The following is a 19,899-nucleotide window of genomic DNA, read 5'->3' as shown; positions in this document are numbered from 1 at the left end:
TCCTGTGTGATGGCCTGGGATTACTTGAGCTTGCCGTCACCGGACGGATATTCGTTCCAGTGCAGCTTCTCGCGCAGGGTATGGTAGTAGCTCCATCCTTCCGGGTGCAGGAAGGTGACGGTGTTCGGCGAGCGCGAGATCATGATCTGGTCGCCGTGCTGCAGGCTCGTGAACGTCTGCATGTCGAAGTTCACGCTGATGTCGCGGCCGTTGATGATCTCGACGACGATGTCGCTCGTGTTCGGCACGACGATCGGGCGGTTGGACAGTGCATGCGGGGCGATCGGCACGAGCACGATGCCGGCCAGCGTGGGATGCAGCAGCGGGCCACCCGCCGACAGCGCGTACGCCGTCGAGCCGGTGGGCGTGGACACGATCAGGCCGTCCGAACGCTGGTTGTACATGAACGTGCCGTCCACCGTGACCCGCAGCTCGGCCATGCCGGCGCCCGAGCCGCGCGCGACGACGACGTCGTTGACGGCGACGGAGCAGTGGATTTCGACGCCCGCGCGCACGACGCGCGCCTCCAGCAGGCTGCGTTCCTCGGCATAGGCCTTGCCGCTGAGGATCTCGCCCAGCGCGGGCAGCATGCGGTCGATCGGGATGTCGGTCATGAAGCCCAGCCGGCCCTGGTTGATGCCGATGAGCGACACGCGGTAGCGCGCCAGCTGGCGGGCGATGCCGAGCATCGTGCCGTCGCCGCCGACGACGATGGCGGTGCCGCAGTGTTCGCCGATCTGTTCCACCGTCATGGCGGCCACGCCGGCGACCTGCACATGCGCCGCCGTTTCCTGCTCGAACACGACGCGGTAGCCGGCGCCCTGCAGGAAGTCGACAATGGCCTGCACCGGCTCGTCGATGCCGGCCGTGTTGTGCCGTACGACGAGCGCGATGGTTTGTTGCGGTTCAGGCGTCACGGACATACGACTCTCGGCAGCAGGTGTTTGGGAGACAGAAGATTAACCGATTCGCCCGGCTTCTGCACTATCGCAACTCAGCAAGTACTGTACAAACGCACAGTATAGTTGGGCGGACCGACTTCCGGCAAGCAGACGGCCGGGCTCGCTTCGCATCGGCGTCAATGGACAATGCCGAATCCGACCGCGGCACCGATCGCCAGCCCGATGCCGACCAGGTGCAGCAGCATCAGCACGACCCAGCGCAGGCTGGTGGCCAGGCGCGAGCCGCCGTACACGCGCCGCATCGCCGCCGGCAGGTAGAACGCGAGCCACAGCCACAGCGCCCCCGCCGCGAGGCCGGGCAGGTACGGCACCATCAGCAGGGTCATGGCCAGGAACGCGAAGCCGTTGGCGTGCAGGGCGAACAGCAGGTGCTCGCCGTAGCGCCGTCCGGACCCGAGATACAACACCTTCAGGTACAGCGCGAACAGCGGCATCATGAAGAAGACGGCATATGGCACATAGCTGTAGAACGCCGTCTTCAGCACCTTGTCGCGCTCTTCGGGCGCCAGGTTGCTGAACCGGTCCACGCGCTCGCCCCAGTGCGCATTGACCTTCGAGATGCCCTCGCGCAGTTCCACCGTGCTGGACGCGATCTCGCCCGGCTTGTCCTCGCGCATCAGGTCGCCTTCCCTGTCCGGTTTGCCGTGCGCGGTTGCCGCGGCCGGCGTACGCGCCTGCTCCACCTCGGCGCTGGCCTTGTCGTGGCCGCCGTATTTCATCACCGCGAAAAAGATCAGGCTGAACGTCAGGTACAGGCGCAGCGGCTGGATGTAGCGCACGCGGCGGCCATTGATGTATTCGAGAGTCAGCTGTCCCGGCCGGAACAAAAGGAGTAGCAGCGACTTCCAAAGCTTGCCTTCCAGCGCGACGTAGTGGCCGATGAATTCGTGCAGGAATTCGCGCGTGCTGGGCGGATGCAGCATGGTTTCCTGGCCGCACTCGTGGCAAAAATTGCCGGAAACGATGGTGCCGCAGTTCGGGCAGTCGCGCGCGGTCTGGTGGAAATGGGCTGGCGTRTTCACGGCGTGGGCGGGATTTGTCATATCAACCAATATGTTAATCAGTTAATTTCAAAAAAGCATCTTCCAATTGCGCGACCGCCTTCGAATCGAAGGATTAGGATTTAATCAATTGAATCGAAGGAGGTTGTCATGGTGCAGGAAGAAAAAGACCGTGTCGTGAATACCGACCGGAAGATCGAGGAGCAAAGCTACAAGCGCGAACCGCACGAGCGCGACGAATCGCCGGACGGCCAGGCGGTCCGGCCGCGCGGCATCATGAAGCAGGCGGCCGAGGATCTCGAGCAGGGCCTCGTCGACACCGAAAACTACGAAGGCCGCGGCACCCCGGGCCTGGAACAGGCCGTCCAGCCGAAGCCCGGCGCCACGGGCCAGGCGAACCCGCAGCCGGAACGCCACCGCGACATGCGCGACCACGACCCGACCATTCCGGACGGAGGCCAGAACCGATGACACCACGCGCCAGGCTTGCGTTCCTCTTCTTTCCTCTCCTAAGTCTCGGCACTGCCCAGGCCCAGCAATATCCCGTCGGCTGGGGACCGAATCCAACCCTGCCGGAGCCCGAGCGATCGCTGATTCCGACCATTAACGTGGCCGAGGCGGATCCGTGGCCGAAGGGCACCCACCCGACACCGGCGCCCGGTCTTGCCGCCACCGCGTACGCGAGCGGCCTCGACCATCCGCGCTGGCTGTACGTGCTGCCGAACGGCGACGTGCTCGTGGCCGAGAGCAACAAGCCCGGCAATGCGCCGAAGGAAAAAGGTATTCGCGCCAAGGTGCAGAAGCTGGCGCAGAAGGAAGCCGGTGCCGGGGTCGCTTCGCCCGACCGGATCATCCTGCTGCGCGGCTTCAGGCCGGACGGCACGGCCGATACGAAGGTCACGTTCATGCAGGGCCTGACGTCGCCGTTCGGCATGGCCCTCGTCGGCAGCGACCTGTACATCGCCAATGCCGACTCGCTGTGGAAATTTCCGTACAAGACGGGCGCGACGAGCATCACGGCCAAGGGCACGAAGGTGCTGGACCTGCCATCCGGGATCAACCACCACTGGACGAAGAACGTCGTCGCCGCGCCCGACGGCAAAAAGCTGTACATCACGGTCGGCTCGAACAGCAACGTGGCCGAGAACGGCATGGACATCGAGAAGGGCCTCGCCGCCATCTGGGAATACGATATCGCCAGCAACAAGTCACGCATCTACGCGAGCGGCCTGCACAATGCGAACGGGATGGATTTCCAGCCGCAGACGAAGGCCTTGTGGACAGTCGTCAACGAGCGCGACGAACTGGGCAACGACCTCGTGCCGGACTACATGACGGCCGTGAAGGACGGTGCCTTCTACGGCTGGCCGTACAGCTATTACGGCCCTCACGTCGACACCCGCGTCAAGCCGCAGAAGCCGGACCTGGTCGCGAAGGCGATCGTGCCCGACTATGCGCTGGGCGCGCACACGGCCTCGCTGGGCCTCGCGTTCTACGACGGCGACCTGCTGCCGCAGTTCAAGAATGGCGCGCTGATCGGCCAGCATGGCTCATGGAACCGCAAGCCGCATTCCGGCTACAAGCTCGTGTTCGTGCCGTTCGCGGACGGCAAGCCGAGCGGCCCGCCACAGGACATCCTGACGGGCTTCCTCGGCAAGGACGAACACGCCTACGGGCGCCCGGTCGGGGTCGCGGTCGACCGGACCGGCGCCATCCTGCTGGCGGACGACGTCGGCAACATCGTCTGGCGGATCACGCCGGCCACTACCAACCAGGGAGCAACTAAATGATCAAACGGAAGGGCAGCGCCGTCTGGAGCGGCGGACTGAAAGACGGCAAGGGCACCGTGTCGACGCAGAGCGGCGTCCTCAACCAATCCCAATACGGCTTCAACACCCGCTTCGAGAATGGCGCGGGCACGAATCCGGAAGAGCTGCTGGCGGCTGCGCACGCTGGCTGCTTCACGATGGCCCTGTCGGCCCAACTGGGCGAAGCGGGCATGACGGCGCAGAAGCTGGAGACGACGGCGACGGTGTCGCTGGACAAGGTCGACGGCGGCTTCGCCATCCCGGCCGTGCACCTGGAACTCGTGGCCACCATTCCCGGGGCGAACGAGCAGGCGTTCCAGGAAGCGGCGCGCAAGGCCAAGGAAGGGTGTCCGGTGTCGAAGCTGTTCAATGCCAACATCACATTGGATGCCAAGCTCCAGGCCTGATATCAAATGGTGGGCTCAGGGAGCCCACCCTACGGCAAATATACATTCGTAGGGTGGGCACCCGTGCCCACCACCCCGCCTGCAAGATTCTGCCCGAGCGCATAAAATCCCGCTTTCCCTACGAACCAACAAGGACCACAATGCGCATCCTGCACACCATGCTACGCGTCGGCGACCTGCAGCGCTCCATCGACTTCTACACCAAGGTGCTTGGCATGAAGCTGCTGCGCACGAGCGAGAATCCGGAATACAAGTACAGCCTGGCCTTCCTCGGCTACGGCAGCAATCCGGACCACGCGGAACTCGAACTGACCTATAACTGGGGCGTCGACAAGTACGAGATGGGCTCGGCCTACGGCCATATCGCGATCTCGGCCGAGGACATCTACAAGACCTGCGAACAGGTCCGCGCGGCCGGCGGCAACATCACCCGCGAGCCGGGGCCGGTCAAGGGCGGCACGACCGTAATCGCCTTCATCACCGATCCGGACGGCTACAAGGTCGAACTGATCGAACGTGCCGACCATGCGGGCGGCGCCGGCCTGGGCAGCTAAAACTTCGGGGTCAAGGCTCGAATTCCGCGGGTGAGCTCTGCCCCCGACTGACCAACTTACGGCTGCTGCAGCAGCGCGTTGATCGGCTGCAGGTCTTCCTCGCGCAGCGAACCCGCCGCGGCCTTCAGCTTCAGGCCGGCCAGGATCGTGTTGTAGCGCGCACGGGCCAGATCGGTGCGGGTCTGGTACAGCTGGCGCTGCGCGTTCAGCACGTCGATGTTGATACGCACGCCGACCTGGTAACCGAGCTTGTTCGATTCGAGCGCGGAATTGCTCGACACCTCGGCCGCTTCCAGCGCCTTCACCTGCGCGAGGCCGCTGTTCACGCCGAGGAAGGACTGGCGCGCCACCAGTGCGGCGTTGCGGCGGTTCGCTTCCAGGTCGTTGCGGGCCTTGTCTTCCAGCGCGATCGATTCGCGCACCTTGCTCGTCACGGCAAAGCCGCTGAAGATCGGGATGCTGTACTGGATGCCGATCGAGTTGCTGTTGGTCTTGCCCGACGTGCCGGCGAGCTGGCCATTGACGTCACGGCGCGCCGACGAGGCCACGAGATCCACCGTCGGGTAGTGGCCGGCGCGATTCTTCGAGATGTCGCGCTTGGCCGATTCCAGCTGCAGCTGGGCCACGGTCACGGCGTAGTTCTGGTTTTCGGCGGCGGACACCCACTGATCGACGTTGATCGGCTGCGGCGCCGTCAGGTTCACGCCCGTGCGCAAGGTGGCCAGCGCGGACGGCGGCGTGCCGATGATGGCCTGCAGCGCGGTCTTCTTGGTCTCCAGGTCATTGACGGCGGCAATCTCCTGCGAGACGACGAGGTCGTACGCGGCCTGGGCTTCGTGGGTGTCGGTGATGGTCTGGGTACCGACTTCGAAGTTGCGCTTGGCGGAGGCGAGCTGCTCGGTCACGGCGGCCTTTTGCGCGCGCGTGGATTCCAGCGTGTCCTGGGCGGCCAGCACGTCGAAATAGGCTTGGGACACACGCGTGATCAGGTCTTGCTGGGCCTGGGCGAACTGGGCTTCCGAGATGGCCTGCTGCAGCTTGCTCTGCTGGTAGGTTTCCCAACGGTCCCAGCGGAACAGCGGCTGCTGCAGGGTGACCTGGATATCCTTGGCCCGCAGGTTGCTGCCGCCGCCCAGCGCCGGGTTGTTGTTCCACGCCGTGAAGTCGTTGTTGCTCTTGGTGATGTCGCCGGTGACGCCGACGGTCGGCAGCAGGCCTGCACGCCCCTGGGTGATACGTTCGCGCCCCGCGGCGGCAGCGGCGCGGGCGCTGGCATAGGTGGCGTCGTTCGCCAATGCCTGCTGGTACACCTGGATCAGATCGGCCGCCTGGGCATTGAGCGAAAACGCGCTGGCCAACAGTACGGCGATGAGGGGCTTCTGCATTACTTTCTCCGTCGGAGTCATCAATAGTTAAGGACGCAGGGTCAATACTTCGGCATCGAAGGATCGACCTGCACGGCCCAGGCGTGTATTCCGCCTGTCAGGTTGGTAATGTTGCTGAATCCGTTTCGCTCAAGGAAAGCGGCCACCTGCATGCTGCGTGCGCCGTGGTGGCACACGCAGACGATGTCCTGGCCGTCATCCAGTTCGCTCACGCGGATCGGAATCAGGTTCATCGGAATCTGGGTCGAGCCCTCGATGTGGCAGGTCTCGTATTCCCAGTTTTCCCGCACGTCGAGCAACAGCGGCTTCGGACGCGACGGGTCGGCCAGCCAGGCGGCCAGCTCGGGGGCGGTAATGTGCTGCATGCGGGTCGGCCTCAGAACTGGAAGTGCGACAGGGCCGGGGCGCCGGTCAGGTAGCGCACGTTGGTCTCGAACACCTTGACCGTGCTGTACGTGTTTTCGCCCGTGCGGGTGATGATGGACGCTTCCATCACCGGCGGCTGGCCGACGATGGCAGCGACGCGGCCGCCCACCTTGACCTGCTTGAGGATGGCTTCCGGCAGCACTTCCAGCGCGCCCGAGATCACGATCACGTCATACGGCGCACCTTTTTCCCAGCCCTGGGCGCCATTGCCCACTTCGACGGTCACGTTGTGGATGCCGGCATTGGCCAGGTTCTTCTTCGCCAGTTCCGCCGTTTCCGGATTGATTTCCACAGTGGTCACCCTGGCGGCGCGGTGCGCCAGCAGGGCGGCCATATAGCCCGAGCCGGTGCCGATTTCCAGCACGGTCTCGTGTTTCTTCACACCGGTTTCCTGCATGATGCGCGCTTCGAACTTCGGCGCCAGCATCGCCTCGCCGCCCGGCAGCGGGATCTCGACGTCGGCGAACGCCAGGTTCTGGTACGCCGCCGGCACGAACTGTTCGCGCTTGACGACGTGCAGCAGGTCGAGCACATCCTGGTCCAGCACGTTCCACGGACGGATCTGCTGTTCGATCATGTTGAAGCGGGCTTGTTCGATATTCATCTTTAGACTCGGTGGAAAAATAAATAATCCGATATTTTATCGTTGAACGGCTTCAGCAAACATATCTTAGCGATATGGGGCTGAGTACCAGAGGAAATTGCGACAGTCTGCAGTTTAAGGGGCATGAAACCCGGAAAACCGCGTCTTGACGTCGGAAAACAGGTCACGCGGCGTCGCGCGCCGGCGTATCGGCGGGTGCGGCCGGCGCATCCGCCGCAGCGGGCAGCAGACCGTACAACGCCATGTCGAGGAAGGTATCGAGGAAGGCTTGCGGCTCCAGTTCCGCGCGCGGGCACGGGCCGATGGAGTGCTTCCACATGATCAGCGAGAGCATCGGGGCGACGAGCACCTGGGTCATCATGTTGATGTCGATACGGCGGAACTCGCCGCGCGCGACCCCCCGCTCGAGCATCGACGACATGGCCCTGGTGCCGCGGTTGATGACTTCTTCCTGGTAGAAGCGGGCCAGTTCCGGGAAATTGTCGGCTTCCGCCGTGACCAGCTTGATGATGCCGGAGGCCTTGGTCGCCCCCAGGCGCTGCCACCACGAGTGGATCAGGTGGCGCAGCAGGTCGGCGCTGTGGCCGTCGAACCCGGCGACGGACGCTTCCGCCTCGCCGATCACGGGCACGATATTGCTGCGCACGACGGCCTTGAACAGTTCTTCCTTGTTTTCGTAATACAGGTACAAGGTGCCCTTGGAGACGCCGGCGCGACGCGCGACGTCTTCCAGGCGTGTAGCGGCGTAACCACGCTCGACGAACAGGTCGATGGCTGCCTCCAGCAGCTCCTGGGGCCGCGCGTCCTTACGGCGCTCCCAGCGCGGCTTGGTGTCTAAAGGGCATGGCATGCTTCTGTCCGACAACTAACTGTTGAGTCAGCAAATATAGACCCGGGGATAAAGGCAGTCAAGAACAGCCGCTCCTGACAGTAGTATACTGCCTGCTTGCCACTATCCCGGCCCGACCGTTTCCGTGAGTTTCCCAGCTTCTTTCGACTGCCGCCCCGGCTGCGGCGCCTGCTGCATCGCCCCGTCGATCACGTCCCCCATTCCTGGAATGCCAAATGGTAAGCCGGCCGGCGTGCGTTGCGTGCAGCTGGACGAGCACAACGGCTGCAGGATTTTCGGGCAACCGGATCGTCCAAGGGTCTGCGGCAGCCTGCCGCCGTCGCGCGAGATGTGCGGCGACACGCGCGAGCAGGCGATGTTCTTCCTGGCCGAACTGGAGCGCTTGACGGCCTGACATGTAGACACGGTAACTCGACGGTGGCCCCCTTCCTCATGGTAAGCTTGCGGCCCGCGCAACACCTGCCGCGCACATGTCCCCAACCCTACCGAACCGCACACACCAATGGATATCATTCTCGCCCTCAAAGCGATCATCATGGGCCTCGTCGAGGGCTTTACCGAATTCCTGCCAATCTCGTCCACAGGCCACCTGATTCTGGCCGGCAGCCTGATCAATTTCACGGGCGAAGTGGCCCAGGTATTCGAGATCGCGATCCAGGCCGGTGCGATCCTGGCCGTCATGTGGGAATACCGTGCGCGCATCGGCGCTGCGCTGGGCGGCGTCACGTCCGATCCGCGCCAGCAGAAATTCGTCATCAACCTGATCGTCGCCTTCATCCCGGCCGCCGTGCTGGGCTTCCTGTTCAGCAAGGCGATCAAGGCGCACCTGTTCAAACCGGCGCCCGTGGCCGCCGCGTTCATCGTCGGTGCCTTCGTAATCCTCTGGGCGGAGCGCCGCCACAAGGTGCTGGCCGGTTCGCACCGCATCGAGACCGTGGACGACATGACCATCGTCGACGCCTTCAAGGTCGGCTGCGCCCAGTGCTTCGCGCTGATCCCGGGCACGAGCCGCTCGGGTGCCACCATCATCGGTGGCATGCTGTTCGGCCTGTCGCGCAAGGCCGCGACCGAGTTCTCGTTCTTCCTCGCGATCCCCACGCTGCTGGCCGCGACCGTGTACTCCGTCTTCAAGGCGCGCCACGACCTGCACGCGGCCGACCTGCCGCTGTTCCTGATCGGCGGCGTGGCCGCGTTCGTGTCCGCCTTCCTGTGCGTACGTTGGCTGTTGCGCTTCATCAGCACGCACGACTTCACGGGCTTCGCCTGGTACCGTATCGTGTTCGGTGTGATCATCCTGGTCACCGCCCACTTCGGCTGGGTTGATTGGAAAGAATAAAACAGGAAGCGGCACCACCATGACGAGCGACATCCAGCAACGCGCGCTGCAGATCCTGCAGACGGTCTTCGGCTACCCCGCCTTCCGCGGGCAGCAGGCCGACATCGTCGAGCACGTGGCGTCCGGCGGCGATGCGCTCGTGCTGATGCCCACCGGCGGCGGCAAGTCGCTGTGCTACCAGATCCCCGCGCTGCTGCGCGACGGCGTCGGCGTCGTCGTCTCCCCGCTGATCGCACTGATGCAGGACCAGGTCGACGCCCTCGCCGAGGTGGGCGTGCGCGCCGCCTTCCTGAACTCCACCCAGACGTTCGAGGAAACCCTGCGCATCGAACGCATGGTGCGCACGGGCGAGCTGGACCTCGTCTACGTGGCGCCCGAGCGCCTGATGACGCCGCGCTGCCTGGAGTTGTTCGAGTCCGCGCACATCTCCCTGTTCGCGATCGACGAGGCGCACTGCGTGTCGCAATGGGGCCACGACTTCCGGCCCGAATACATCCGCCTGTCGATCCTGCACGAGCGTTTCCCGCACGTGCCGCGCATCGCGCTGACGGCAACGGCCGACCAGCTCACGCGCGCCGAGATCGCCCAGCGCCTGCAACTGGAAGAAGCGCGCCAGTTCGTGTCGTCGTTCGACCGCCCGAACATCCGCTATTCCATCGTCGAAAAGACGAACGGCCGCAAGCAGCTGCTCGACTTCATCTCGGCGGAACACCCGGGCGATTCCGGCATCGTCTACTGCCTGTCGCGCAAGAAAGTCGAGGAGACTGCCGAATTCCTCAACGAAAACGGCATCCGCGCCCTGCCCTACCATGCCGGCATGGAGTATTCGCTGCGTGCCGATAACCAGGCACGCTTCCTGCGCGAAGACAACATCGTGATGGTGGCGACGATCGCGTTCGGCATGGGCATCGACAAGCCGGACGTGCGCTTCGTCTGCCACCTCGACCTGCCGAAATCGCTGGAAGGCTATTACCAGGAAACGGGCCGCGCCGGCCGCGACGGCCTGCCTTCCAATGCCTGGATGGCCTATGGCCTGCAGGACGTCGTGCTGCAGCGCCGGATGATCGACGAGTCCGAGGCCGACGAGAATTTCAAGCGCGTGCTGTCGTCCAAGCTCGACGCCATGCTGGGCCTGTGCGAGACGCTGAGCTGCCGGCGCATGCGCCTGCTCGAATACTTCGGCGAGCGCTCGGGCCCGTGCGGCAATTGCGACACCTGCCTGATCCCGCCGACGTCGTTCGACGCGACGGTGCCCGTGCAAAAGCTGCTGTCGGCCATCTACCGCGTCGACCAGCGCTTCGCGGCCGGGCATGTGATCGACGTGCTGCGCGGCGTGAGTTCCGAGCGCATCCACCAGTGGCATCACGACAAGCTGTCCGTGTTCGGCGTCGGTGCCGAACGCAGCGAGCAGGAATGGCGCGCCATCGTCCGCCAGACGATCGCCCTCGGCCTCGTCACCGTCGACCACGACGCGTTCAGTTCACTGAAGCTGACGGAAGCGGCGCGGGCCGTGCTGAAGGGTGAACAGAAGGTGCAGATGCGCCAGTACCAGAAGCCGGTCAAGCCCAAGCGCACGTCGACGCCGCGCGCGAGCTACGAAGAGATGGAATTGTCGAAGTCCGAACAGGCGATCTTCGACAAGCTGCGCTGGTGGCGCGTCGAGACGGCCCGCGCACACGGCGTGCCCGCCTACGTCGTGTTCCAGGACGCCACCTTGCGCGAGATCGCCAAGGTCAAGCCGACGTCGCTGGACCAGTTGCGCGGCGTGTCGGGCGTGGGCGAGAAGAAGCTGACGTCGTACGGCGACGAGATCGTCGAGATCATCAGCGAGATGGTGTAATTGGCGGTAGACATGTAGCCGTAGGGTGGGCGGCCTCCGCCCACGCGTGGCGTGTGCGTCATGTTGGCGTTCGCGTGGGCACGTTCGTATGTGAGGCCCCAGCCTCACATACCCCACCCTACGCAAAACACGTCGGTCACATCATTTTTTCGTGAACACGAGGTCCCAGACACCGTGCCCAAGCTTCAGGCCACGGTTCTCGAACTTGGTCAACGGCCGGTACGCCGGCTTCCCGGCATACCCCTCGGCCGTGTTCTGCAAGGCGGGCTCGTTGCCCAGCACCTCCAGCATCTGCACCGCGTAGTCTTCCCAGTCCGTGGCGCAGTGAATATAGCCGCCCTGCGCCAGCTTGCGGCACAGCAGGTCGACGAACGGCGGCTGGATCAGGCGGCGCTTGTTGTGGCGCGCCTTGTGCCATGGATCGGGGAAGAAGATGTGCACGCCGGACAGCGAGCCGTCTGCCACCATGTTGTTCAACACCTCGACGGCATCGTGCTGGATGATGCGCAGGTTCTGGATGTCCTRTTCGCCGGCCAGCTTCAGGAGGCTGCCCACGCCCGGCGTGTGCACTTCGACGCCGATGAAATCGTTGTCCGGCATCGCCTTCGCGATGTGCGCCGTCGTATCGCCCATGCCGAAGCCGATCTCCAGGATCAGCGGCGCGGTGCGGCCGAACGGGGCGTGGAAGTCGAAGGCTTCCTTGCGGTATTCGATCAGGTAGTGCGGGCCGTACGTCTCCAGCGCGCGCGCCTGTCCGGTCGACAGGCGGCCGGCGCGGGTGACGAAACTGCGGATGCGGCGTTCGGTCGGATCGTAGAGCATGGGGCGGCCCTGCTCGTTGGTAGGCGTATCGGCGGACATGGGAGAAATGAGGAATGATGAGAAAAACGGCGGTCATTATAACCCGGCGCTTTTCAGCTTCGATCTCCGACATAATGCGTGCTTGACCACAGGAGCCGCTCCATGCGCCAGCAGACCCACCCCATCGCCACCGAGGACAATGTCGCCGCCTATCGCCTGACCTCTTTCCACTACGGCACACCCGGTGCCGGCAAGAAGGTCTACATCCAGGCGTCGCTCCATGCGGACGAGGTGCCGGCCATGCTGGTCGCGCATTTCCTGCGCCGCGAACTGGAAGGGCTGGACGCGGCCGGCAAGGTGCGCGGCGAAATCATCCTCGTGCCGGCGGCGAATCCGATCGGGCTGTCGCAGGTCATCCACGGCATGCCGTTCGGGCGCTACGACCTGGCCAGCGGCGTCAATTTCAACCGTTCGTACCGGCACGTGGCCGACGCGCTCAAGATTAGCCTGGAGGGCAAGCTGGGCCCCGACCCGGCCGCCAACGCGGCGCTCGTGCGCGACCATGCGCGCCGCGAGGTCGCGGCCTGGCTGCCGAAGAACGCGACCGAGGAACTCAAGAAGACGCTGCTGGGCATGGCGATCGACGCCGACATCATGCTCGACCTCCATTGCGACAACGAGGCCGTGCTGCACCTGTACACGGGCACGCCGCTGGCCGAACGCGTCAAGCCGCTGGCGGCGCTGATGGGCGCGCACGCCGTGCTGCTGGCGACGGAATCCGGCGGCGAGCCGTTCGACGAAGCCTGCAGCCGCGTGTGGTGGGAACTGGCGGAGCACTTCGGCGACCGCTTTACTATCCCGTCCGGCTGCGTGGGCGTGACGGTCGAGCTGCGCGGCGAGAACGACGTGCGCTACGACCTGGCCGAGCAGGATGCGCGCGCACTGCTGCAATACCTCGCACGCGAAGGCGTCGTCGACCTGCCGCTCATACCGCTGCCCGCGCCGCTGTGCGAGCCGACGCCACTGGAAGGCGTCGAGCCGCTGCACGCGCCGCATACGGGCGTGCTCGTGTTCCAGAAGCGCCTGGGCGACCACGTGCAGGCCGGCGACGCCATCGCGGACATCGTCGATCCGGTCAGCGGGAAAACGACGACGCTGCGGCCGACGCAATCCGGCATCCTGTTCGCCAGCACGGCGCACCGTCACCTGCTGCGCGGCATGCACGTGTGCAAGATCGCGGGCACGACCGCCTGGCGCAGCGGCAACCTGCTGGGCGCGTAGGGTGGGCACCCCGTGCCCACGCGTGACGTTCGCGTCTCGTTGACGTTCGCGTCACGTTGACGTTCGCGTCACGTTGACGTTCGCGTCACGTTGACGTTCGCGTCACGTTGACGTTCGCGTGGGCACAGGGGTGCCCACCCTACGGGTCACGCCGCTTGCGCCTCGCGGAACAGGTAGCGCTGCGCCAGCAGCGGCGCGATGCCCGCCGCCGGCAGCGGACGTGCGACGAAATAACCCTGTATCTCGTTGCACTTCAGCGCGCGCAGGATCTGCAATTGCTCCTCGTTCTCGACGCCCTCSGCCACGACTTCCATCCCGAGCGCGTGCGCCATCGACACGATGGCCTGGAAGAATACGGTGCCTTCGCGCGAGCGCCCCAGTTCGGCCGTGAACGAACGGTCGACCTTGAGCACGTCCATCTTCATGCGCTGCAATTGCGACAGCGACGAATAACCCGTGCCGAAATCGTCGACGTGCAGCTTGACGCCCAGCGCGCGGATCGATGCCAGTTCCGCGAGGATCTCGGCCTGGTCGCCCATCATGGCCGATTCCGTGATCTCGACTTCGAGCAGGCCCGCCGGCACGTCGTGGCGCAGCAAGCCCTCGGCCAGCTCGCGCTTGACGCCGCCGCGCAGGAACTGCTTGGGCGACACGTTGATCGACACCGGCACCGGCGCGGTCCCCTGTGCACGCCAGGCCGCGAGCTGGGCGCAGGCCTGGTCGATCACGATGGCGCCGATCGGCACGATCAGGCCGCTGGATTCGGCCAGCGGGATGAATTCGTCCGGACGGATCATGCCCAGCTGCGGATGCTCCCAGCGCAGCAGCGCTTCCATGCTCAGCAGTTCGCCCGTGCGGGTGTCGACGCGCGGCTGGTAATGCAGCGTGAACTGGCGCTTCTCGATCGCTTCCAGCAGGCGCTGGCGCAACTGGGTACGGGTCTTGAGGATGTTCGACTGCGCCGGCTCGAAGAAGCGGTGCTGCCCCTTGCCCTCGGCCTTGCCGGCGTACATGGCGATGTCGCCGTGGCGGATCAGGGTGGCGGCGTCGAGGCCGTCGCGCGGGTACACGGCGATGCCGACCGAGGCGCCGATCATGTGCTGGTCGTCGCCGATCGCAAACGGCTTGCGGAAGGCGTCGACGATGCGGTCGGCCACGATGGCCACCTGCTGGTCGCTGTCGAAGGGGCTGAGCAGCACGACGAATTCATCGCCGCCGAAGCGCGCCACGCTGTCGCCCGGACGCAGCTGCGACAGCAGGCGCTCGGCGGCGAACTGCAGCAGGCGGTCGCCGACGGCGTGGCCGTGCGAATCGTTGACCTGCTTGAATTCGTCGAGGTCGATGAACAGCAGCGCCGCGCCGTGGCCACCCTCCTGTGCCTGCGCCAGCGCCACCGGCACGAAGTTCAGGAACCAGTGGCGGTTCGGCAGGCCGGTCAGGCTGTCCTCGTTGGCCAGGCGCGCCAGCTGCGATTCGTGTTCCTTGCGTTCGCTGATGTCCTGCAGCGTGACGGCGAGGTTGTCGCCCACGCGCACGATGCGCCGGTGGCCCCAGCGGATATTCAGCCGGTTATCGTCGGGCATGCGCCGGTCTTCCTGGTGGAAGCCGACAGCCAGCGCCGTCAGGTAGTTCGCGGCCAGCTCCTCGAACGAGTTGCCGAAGTGGACTTCCGAGATCAGGGTGCCGACGAGTTGCGCGCGCGTGCTGCCATAGAAGAAGGCGCCCCGTTCGTTGCAGTCGACGATGCAGAAATCGACGATCTGGCTCTTGCGGTCGCGTACCGGCGCGATCATGTAGAAGCCGTCGTTGCCGCTCTCGGTGGCGGTACGGTAGGCGCGCTGCACCTCGGCCCGCTCGCGCGCCCGCTTTGCTGCGCGCAGCGACAGCATGCTCGCGCCCAGCGCCAGCAGTGCCAGCACGGCAGTCGCCACCATCGTGTGGTTGCGGCTGTCGGTCCAGTAGGCGTCGGCCGCCTCCAGCACGGCCGTGTGCGACAGCGCGACAAGGGCCACGAGCGGATACACGGCCGAGCGGCGCCAGCCCAGCACGCGCGCCTCGCCATCGGCGAAGCCGCCCTGCCCTTCGACCAGCTGCACGCCGCGCGCCACCGGCCAGCGGTCGGCATTGGCAGGCAGCAGGCTTGCCGCGCCCTGCGTACGCACGACGCCGCGGGCGTCCTGCTCGACCCGCAGCGCGTCCTCGGTGCCGACGAGGGCCAGCAGGCTGCCCGGTCCCAACGTGGGCGAGCTGACGAACGACGTGAAGTACGCCGCATCGACCGCCATCAGCAGCACGCCGTCGAATTCGTCGCCTTCCTTGTCGAGGCGGCGCGTGAACAGGATCGTGCCATGCGCCTCTTCCAGTTCCGGCGGCGGCGTGCCGATGCGCAGTGCGGTCGAGATGTTGTCGCGGTGATGAATGAAGAAGGTCGAACGCGCCAGGTTCAGCGCGCGCCCGTGGATGCGGCTGGACGAGCGGATCACCCCATCGGCGCCGACGACGCTCACGTTGACGAAAGCGGCATCGGTGAACATGCCGTCGCGCCGCATGTCCTCGATCAGGCTGCGGTCATGCGCATGCTCCCAGCTGTGCTTGAGCTGCATGGTGATCTGGTCGATTTGGGCGACCGAACGCGTGACGTATTGTTCGTAGGCCTCGGCATACGCATCCGCCTCCTTGAAGGCCTGCTCCTCGGCGCGGCGGCGTTCGGCGCCGGCGTGCAGGACGGTCGCGGCCCAGAGAGCGGTACAGGCCAGCAGGGCGAGCGCGGGCCACAACAGCGCGAGGAATCGGTGGGTGCGCGGCGCGGTGTGCGCACTGGACTTGGACATGCGGTTTCCGTCAGAAGGCGCGCCTTGCCAGGGCACGCTTGATTACTGTTCAGCAACACGCAGTGTAAGAAGTAAACATGACCGTATGATGACAGGTCAATACGCGAATATGACAGGACGTCATCCACGTTGTAACAATTCCGGCATCATCCGGGCACGCCGTTCTCCAACGCCCGCGCCAACGCATCCACGTTGGCCGGTTTCACGAAATGGTAATGAAACCCCGCGGCGGCCGACGCGTCGCGGTCCTGCTGCTGGCCATAGCCCGTGAGCGCGATGAACAGCGCGCCGGTCCTCCCCGGCAAGGCGCGGATGTGACGCGCCAGTTCGTGGCCGTCCATGCCCGGCAGGCCGATGTCGAGGACGAACGCGTCGAACGCCTGCTCGCGCGCGCGCACGAGCGCCTGCAGCGGGTCGTATTCGACGTCCGTCTCATAGCCCAGCACCTGCAGCAGCATAGCCACGGTCTGGGCGGCGTCCATATTGTCGTCCACCACCAGCACGCGCCGCACCCGCGGCAGCGTCGCGGTGCCGGCAGCGCCGGCAGCGGCCAGCGGAGGCAGCATGGCGCCGGGCGCCACGCCGAAAAGGTGCGGTCCGGGATTTTCCTGCAGGCGTAAGAATCGATCCATGGGCGGCGGCTCCGATCCCGCCTGCACTGCGGCGGGGCTGTTTTAGGAAATGATGCATCAAGAATATCGCGCAATGTGCCACGCAGCAATATGCACATGAAACAATTGTCGTCACCACGCGTCAGCGTCGCACTTCGGCCTGGGCCAGCACGTCGTTGACGGCGTTCAGGTCGGCGGGTTTGACGAGGTAATGGTCGAATCCGGCCTCCTGGGCCTCCACGCGGTCCTGGTTCTGGCCGTAGCCGGTGAGGGCGACGAGCGTGGCGCTTGCGTTTTCCGGCTGGGCACGCAGGCGGCGCGCGAGTTCATAACCATCCATGTCGGGCAGGCCGATGTCAAGCAGCAGGACGTCCGGATGCTCGCTGCGCGCCCGCGCCAGTGCACCGCGCGCGTCGGACTCGACGCTGACCGCATGTCCCTGTACCTCGAGCAGCGCGGCCAGCACGATGCGCCCGCCCGGCGCCGTGTACCTGGCGGCGTTGTTGAGGATGTTCGAGATCACCTGCACGAGGCGCGTGCGGTCGCCGGTCACGTGCGCCGGCTGGCCGGACAACTGCACGGTCAGCGCATGGCGGCGCGCGTCGATCAGCGGCCGCACCTGCTCGACGGCGGCGGACACGATCGCGTTCAGGTCCAGCTCTTCCTTCTCCAGCGTGACGAGACCGCGCGTGACGCGCGAGACATCCAGCAGGTCGTTGACGAGGTCCGTCATGTGCCCGGCCTGGCGCACGATGATCTCGCTGGCGTTGGCCACGCTCCCGGCATCGAGCCGGCCGAGCTTGAGCAGCTGGGCCGCCGTCATGATCGGCGCCAGCGGGTTGCGCAGCTCGTGCGCCAGCATCGCGAGGAACTGGTCTTTCTGGCGGTTGGCGGCGCGTAGCTCGTCCTCGACCAGCTTGCGGGCCGTGACGTCGCTGCCCTCGACGAAGATGCCGCTGACGGCCCCCCTCTCGTCGCGGATCGGCTGGTAGACGAAGTCGATGTAGCGCTCTTCCAGCGGGCCTTCCGGCTCGCGCTGCAGGCGCACGGGCAGCGCGTGGCCCACGAACGGCTCGCCCGTCGTGTAGACGCGGTCGAGCAGCTCGAGAAAGCCCTGCCCGACGATTTCCGGCAGCGCTTCGCGTGCGCGCCTGCCGACGACCTGGCGGTGGCCGATCAGCTGCAGGTACGACTGGTTCGTCAGCTCGAACACGTGCTCGGGCCCGCGCAGCACGGCCATGATCCCGGGCGCCTGCGCGAACAGGCCGCGCAGGCGCTCGTTCTCCTCGTTGCGGTACTGCTCGGCCAGCACCTGGTCGGTGACTTCCACGACGGCGCAATACATGCCGGCGATGATGCCGCGCTCGTCGCGCACGGGCGAATACGAGAACGTGAACCAGGTCGGTTCATCGTAGCCGTGGCGGTTCATCACGAGGTACAGGCGGTCGGCATAGGTCGCCTCACCGTGCAGCGCCCGCTCGATCAGCGGGCTGATGTCGTGCCAGATCTCGGACCAGATGTCGTGGACGCGTCCCCCGAGCGCGGCCGGATGCTTGTCGCCGAGGATTTCCCGGTACGAATCGTTGTACAGGAACCCGAGTTCCGGCCCCCAGGCCACGAACATCGGGAACTTCGAGTTCAGCATCAGGCCGACGACCGTGCGCAGCGCCTGCGACCATTCGCGCGGATGGCCCAGCGGCGAGGCCGACCAGTCGTGCGCACGCATCATCGCGCCCAGCTCGCCGCCACCGCTCAGGAACATCAGGGCGCCGGCGCCGTCGAGCGGGTCGGGATGAGGGATACGTGCGTCTGACCGTTGTCCGTTTTCTTGCATGATTGATACTGGCTGGAGCGACAACGCCAGTGTGCCATAAGCCCTCGCTGCAGGGTGCGCACGGCGAAACAGACGATCTGGACCGCAATACGGGCGAACCGAAGCGTGTCTTTTGATCTGTCTCAAGTGGAAGTCAAGGCATGGCGGGGGTTTTACATGCCAAATCCAGGGCTGAGCACACGGCCGCAAGACCGTTGCCGCGCAACAAGATACCCGCCTCGTGCCGGCATTTTTTATTTCAGCGTGGGGGATGGGAGGACTGGAGCGGGTGAAGGGAATCGAACCCTCGTCGTAAGTTGGGTAAGGAGAGCGCCTCGCGGCACTCCCCTCCCCTTAGAACCGTACGTGCGAGTTTCCCCGCATACGGCTCAAGCAATCCATCAGCATCCCTACTTGAACATCGAGATGCCGGCAGGACCGGGTTTCTCTCTAGCGTGATACTGCATATGGCAGTTCTGGTGCAGCAACACCAGGTTGGTCAACTTGTCAGATCCACGTTCAGATCGCTTGACGATATGGTGCAGATGCCACCCCGTTTCGCGTGTGATCTTCTGTTCGCACATCGGGCACCGACCTTCCTGCCACCACCACAGCCATCGCAGCTTGCGCCGACCCTCCAGAGTTTTCTCCATCCGCTGTGCGAGCCGTTTGGAGAAATATTCGTCATCCTTCGGATCATACGGATTCGCTTCACTGTTGATCTTGGCATGGACCTGCTTCGTATATCCACCCAAGACCGGCAACAGCTTATCCTTATCTGCGAAATACCATTCACGTCCCTTTACACACCTGAAGTAGCGCTTTCTGATCCACTTCTTCCCCTTGTTGGGGTGGCGTCTGCACGCCCAGCGCCACAACGCTTGCCAGATTTGATGATCGCACTTCGCAAACGTCCGGGTCGAATTCTGACTTCGATGATAGTTGGCCCATCCCCTGATGACCGGCGTGAGCTTCTCTATCACCTCGACCTGTGCCACAGCCTGTCGTGTTCTCAGAAATTCCCGAATCTTGTCCAGAAACGCCTTCTGGTTCTTCTTGGAAGGCTGTACCAGCAGCCCACTGTCGAAGTACCTGACGTTCCATCCCAAAAAATCGAACCCCTCCGTCACATGCGTGACCTTGGTTTTCTTCTCCGAGAGGACAAGTCCTCTGGTCGCAAGGAATCGCTCGACCAAAGGTTTGACTTCATTCTCCAGCAACTCTTTCGAGCTGCCAGTAATGATGAAGTCATCCGCATATCGCACCAGATTGACTTTCGCAGCCCTCGCTTCCCTCACCGTCCGAAACAATGAGGTCAGTTCGTTTTGCAGCCCGTCCAATGCGAGATTCGCCAGTGCCGGGGAGATGATGCCTCCCTGTGGCGTACCG

General features: G+C 64.8%; 19 protein-coding genes. 8 read left to right on the top strand and 11 right to left on the bottom strand.

Going from position 1 to position 19,899, the window contains the following annotated elements; all coding sequences use genetic code 11:
• Positions 1-20: 20 nt before the first annotated feature.
• A complete protein-coding gene (locus AC1DYX_RS00520) occupies positions 21-923 on the bottom strand; it encodes an NAD kinase (protein ID WP_477255191.1) in 903 nt (300 codons plus the stop codon).
• A 155-nt stretch (positions 924-1,078) separates the two neighbouring features.
• Positions 1,079-1,984 carry a DUF3667 domain-containing protein gene (locus AC1DYX_RS00515; RefSeq protein WP_477255189.1) on the bottom strand — a complete coding sequence of 302 codons (906 nt, stop codon included), beginning with the start codon at positions 1,982-1,984 and terminating at the stop codon, positions 1,079-1,081.
• A 129-nt stretch (positions 1,985-2,113) separates the two neighbouring features.
• On the opposite strand from AC1DYX_RS00515, the gene AC1DYX_RS00510 reads away from it, so the two are divergent.
• The 4 genes from AC1DYX_RS00510 (at position 2,114) to gloA (ending at position 4,732) form a co-directional block, all read left to right on the top strand.
• Positions 2,114-2,434, top strand: coding sequence for a hypothetical protein (locus tag AC1DYX_RS00510; RefSeq protein WP_477255187.1), 321 nt, complete (start codon positions 2,114-2,116; stop codon positions 2,432-2,434).
• The gene (locus AC1DYX_RS00505) at positions 2,431-3,753 is read left to right on the top strand and encodes a PQQ-dependent sugar dehydrogenase (RefSeq protein ID WP_477255185.1); all 1,323 of its coding nucleotides are present in this window, start codon (positions 2,431-2,433) and stop codon (positions 3,751-3,753) included. The genes AC1DYX_RS00510 and AC1DYX_RS00505 overlap by 4 nt, the downstream gene beginning before the upstream one ends.
• The gene (locus AC1DYX_RS00500; protein WP_477255183.1) at positions 3,750-4,178 is read left to right on the top strand and encodes an OsmC family protein; all 429 of its coding nucleotides are present in this window, start codon (positions 3,750-3,752) and stop codon (positions 4,176-4,178) included. Before AC1DYX_RS00505 ends, AC1DYX_RS00500 begins: the two co-directional genes overlap by 4 nt.
• A gap of 140 nt (positions 4,179-4,318) precedes the next feature.
• Entirely contained in the window at positions 4,319-4,732 is a 414-nt protein-coding gene (gene gloA, locus AC1DYX_RS00495; protein ID WP_477255181.1) for a lactoylglutathione lyase, read from the top strand.
• A 56-nt stretch (positions 4,733-4,788) separates the two neighbouring features.
• Here gloA and AC1DYX_RS00490 read toward each other — a convergent pair whose 3' ends face one another.
• The 4 genes from AC1DYX_RS00490 to AC1DYX_RS00475 all read right to left on the bottom strand — a co-directional run bounded on the left by AC1DYX_RS00490 (position 4,789) and on the right by AC1DYX_RS00475 (position 7,997).
• Positions 4,789-6,117, bottom strand: a complete 1,329-nt coding sequence (locus tag AC1DYX_RS00490; protein WP_477255179.1) for a TolC family outer membrane protein — start codon at positions 6,115-6,117, stop codon at positions 4,789-4,791.
• A gap of 41 nt (positions 6,118-6,158) precedes the next feature.
• Complete coding sequence (locus tag AC1DYX_RS00485) at positions 6,159-6,482, bottom strand: rhodanese-like domain-containing protein (RefSeq protein WP_477255177.1); 324 nt, start codon at positions 6,480-6,482, stop codon at positions 6,159-6,161.
• 11 nt (positions 6,483-6,493) lie between these two features.
• Positions 6,494-7,147 carry a protein-L-isoaspartate O-methyltransferase family protein gene (locus AC1DYX_RS00480; protein ID WP_477255175.1) on the bottom strand — a complete coding sequence of 218 codons (654 nt, stop codon included), beginning with the start codon at positions 7,145-7,147 and terminating at the stop codon, positions 6,494-6,496.
• Between the two features lie 163 nt (positions 7,148-7,310).
• Positions 7,311-7,997, bottom strand: coding sequence for a TetR/AcrR family transcriptional regulator (locus tag AC1DYX_RS00475; protein ID WP_477255173.1), 687 nt, complete (start codon positions 7,995-7,997; stop codon positions 7,311-7,313).
• Between the two features lie 124 nt (positions 7,998-8,121).
• On the opposite strand from AC1DYX_RS00475, the gene AC1DYX_RS00470 reads away from it, so the two are divergent.
• The 3 genes from AC1DYX_RS00470 to recQ all read left to right on the top strand — a co-directional run bounded on the left by AC1DYX_RS00470 (position 8,122) and on the right by recQ (position 11,173).
• Positions 8,122-8,391 carry a YkgJ family cysteine cluster protein gene (locus AC1DYX_RS00470; protein WP_477255171.1) on the top strand — a complete coding sequence of 90 codons (270 nt, stop codon included), beginning with the start codon at positions 8,122-8,124 and terminating at the stop codon, positions 8,389-8,391.
• A gap of 108 nt (positions 8,392-8,499) precedes the next feature.
• Positions 8,500-9,333 carry an undecaprenyl-diphosphate phosphatase gene (locus AC1DYX_RS00465; protein WP_477255169.1) on the top strand — a complete coding sequence of 278 codons (834 nt, stop codon included), beginning with the start codon at positions 8,500-8,502 and terminating at the stop codon, positions 9,331-9,333.
• A gap of 19 nt (positions 9,334-9,352) precedes the next feature.
• The gene (gene recQ / locus AC1DYX_RS00460) at positions 9,353-11,173 is read left to right on the top strand and encodes a DNA helicase RecQ (RefSeq protein WP_477255167.1); all 1,821 of its coding nucleotides are present in this window, start codon (positions 9,353-9,355) and stop codon (positions 11,171-11,173) included.
• 141 nt (positions 11,174-11,314) lie between these two features.
• Here the strand turns inward: recQ and trmB are convergent, their stop codons facing one another.
• Positions 11,315-11,995 (bottom strand): tRNA (guanosine(46)-N7)-methyltransferase TrmB, encoded by a 681-nt coding sequence (trmB, locus tag AC1DYX_RS00455; RefSeq protein ID WP_477255268.1) that lies wholly within the window; start codon positions 11,993-11,995, stop codon positions 11,315-11,317.
• A gap of 141 nt (positions 11,996-12,136) precedes the next feature.
• On the opposite strand from trmB, the gene AC1DYX_RS00450 reads away from it, so the two are divergent.
• On the top strand, positions 12,137-13,255 hold the full coding sequence (locus AC1DYX_RS00450; RefSeq protein WP_477255165.1) for a succinylglutamate desuccinylase/aspartoacylase family protein: 1,119 nt from the start codon (positions 12,137-12,139) through the stop codon (positions 13,253-13,255).
• A 146-nt stretch (positions 13,256-13,401) separates the two neighbouring features.
• Here AC1DYX_RS00450 and AC1DYX_RS00445 read toward each other — a convergent pair whose 3' ends face one another.
• The 4 genes from AC1DYX_RS00445 to AC1DYX_RS00430 form a co-directional block, all read right to left on the bottom strand.
• Positions 13,402-16,086, bottom strand: a complete 2,685-nt coding sequence (locus tag AC1DYX_RS00445) for a bifunctional diguanylate cyclase/phosphodiesterase (RefSeq protein WP_477255163.1) — start codon at positions 16,084-16,086, stop codon at positions 13,402-13,404.
• Between the two features lie 146 nt (positions 16,087-16,232).
• Positions 16,233-16,718 carry a response regulator gene (locus tag AC1DYX_RS00440; protein ID WP_477255161.1) on the bottom strand — a complete coding sequence of 162 codons (486 nt, stop codon included), beginning with the start codon at positions 16,716-16,718 and terminating at the stop codon, positions 16,233-16,235.
• Between the two features lie 121 nt (positions 16,719-16,839).
• Positions 16,840-18,531: a PAS domain-containing hybrid sensor histidine kinase/response regulator gene (locus AC1DYX_RS00435; protein WP_477255159.1), complete on the bottom strand. Its 1,692-nt coding sequence runs from the start codon at positions 18,529-18,531 to the stop codon at positions 16,840-16,842.
• Positions 18,532-18,920: 389 nt separating this feature from the next.
• On the bottom strand, positions 18,921-19,899 hold a 979-nt coding region (locus AC1DYX_RS00430), incomplete at its 5' end, for a group II intron maturase-specific domain-containing protein (RefSeq protein WP_477255157.1).

The organism is Massilia sp. P2_C2, assembly GCF_056404615.1.
The sequence above is the reverse complement of the archived record's forward strand: the minus strand, read 5'-3'. Positions and strand labels throughout refer to the sequence as shown.

Bases quoted from the DNA above. Each gene is read 5' to 3' on its own strand.
- AC1DYX_RS00520 (WP_477255191.1), bottom strand. From the start codon at position 923: ATGTCCGTGACGCCTGAACCGCAACAAACCATCGCGCTCGTCGTACGG.
- AC1DYX_RS00510 (WP_477255187.1), top strand. From the start codon at position 2,114: ATGGTGCAGGAAGAAAAAGACCGTGTCGTGAATACCGACCGGAAGATC.
- AC1DYX_RS00505 (WP_477255185.1), top strand. From the start codon at position 2,431: ATGACACCACGCGCCAGGCTTGCGTTCCTCTTCTTTCCTCTCCTAAGT.
- AC1DYX_RS00500 (WP_477255183.1), top strand. From the start codon at position 3,750: ATGATCAAACGGAAGGGCAGCGCCGTCTGGAGCGGCGGACTGAAAGAC.
- gloA (WP_477255181.1), top strand. From the start codon at position 4,319: ATGCGCATCCTGCACACCATGCTACGCGTCGGCGACCTGCAGCGCTCC.
- AC1DYX_RS00490 (WP_477255179.1), bottom strand. From the start codon at position 6,117: ATGCAGAAGCCCCTCATCGCCGTACTGTTGGCCAGCGCGTTTTCGCTC.
- AC1DYX_RS00485 (WP_477255177.1), bottom strand. From the start codon at position 6,482: ATGCAGCACATTACCGCCCCCGAGCTGGCCGCCTGGCTGGCCGACCCG.
- AC1DYX_RS00480 (WP_477255175.1), bottom strand. From the start codon at position 7,147: ATGAATATCGAACAAGCCCGCTTCAACATGATCGAACAGCAGATCCGT.
- AC1DYX_RS00475 (WP_477255173.1), bottom strand. From the start codon at position 7,997: ATGCCATGCCCTTTAGACACCAAGCCGCGCTGGGAGCGCCGTAAGGAC.
- AC1DYX_RS00465 (WP_477255169.1), top strand. From the start codon at position 8,500: ATGGATATCATTCTCGCCCTCAAAGCGATCATCATGGGCCTCGTCGAG.
- recQ (WP_477255167.1), top strand. From the start codon at position 9,353: ATGACGAGCGACATCCAGCAACGCGCGCTGCAGATCCTGCAGACGGTC.
- AC1DYX_RS00450 (WP_477255165.1), top strand. From the start codon at position 12,137: ATGCGCCAGCAGACCCACCCCATCGCCACCGAGGACAATGTCGCCGCC.
- AC1DYX_RS00440 (WP_477255161.1), bottom strand. From the start codon at position 16,718: ATGGATCGATTCTTACGCCTGCAGGAAAATCCCGGACCGCACCTTTTC.
- AC1DYX_RS00435 (WP_477255159.1), bottom strand. From the start codon at position 18,531: ATGCAAGAAAACGGACAACGGTCAGACGCACGTATCCCTCATCCCGAC.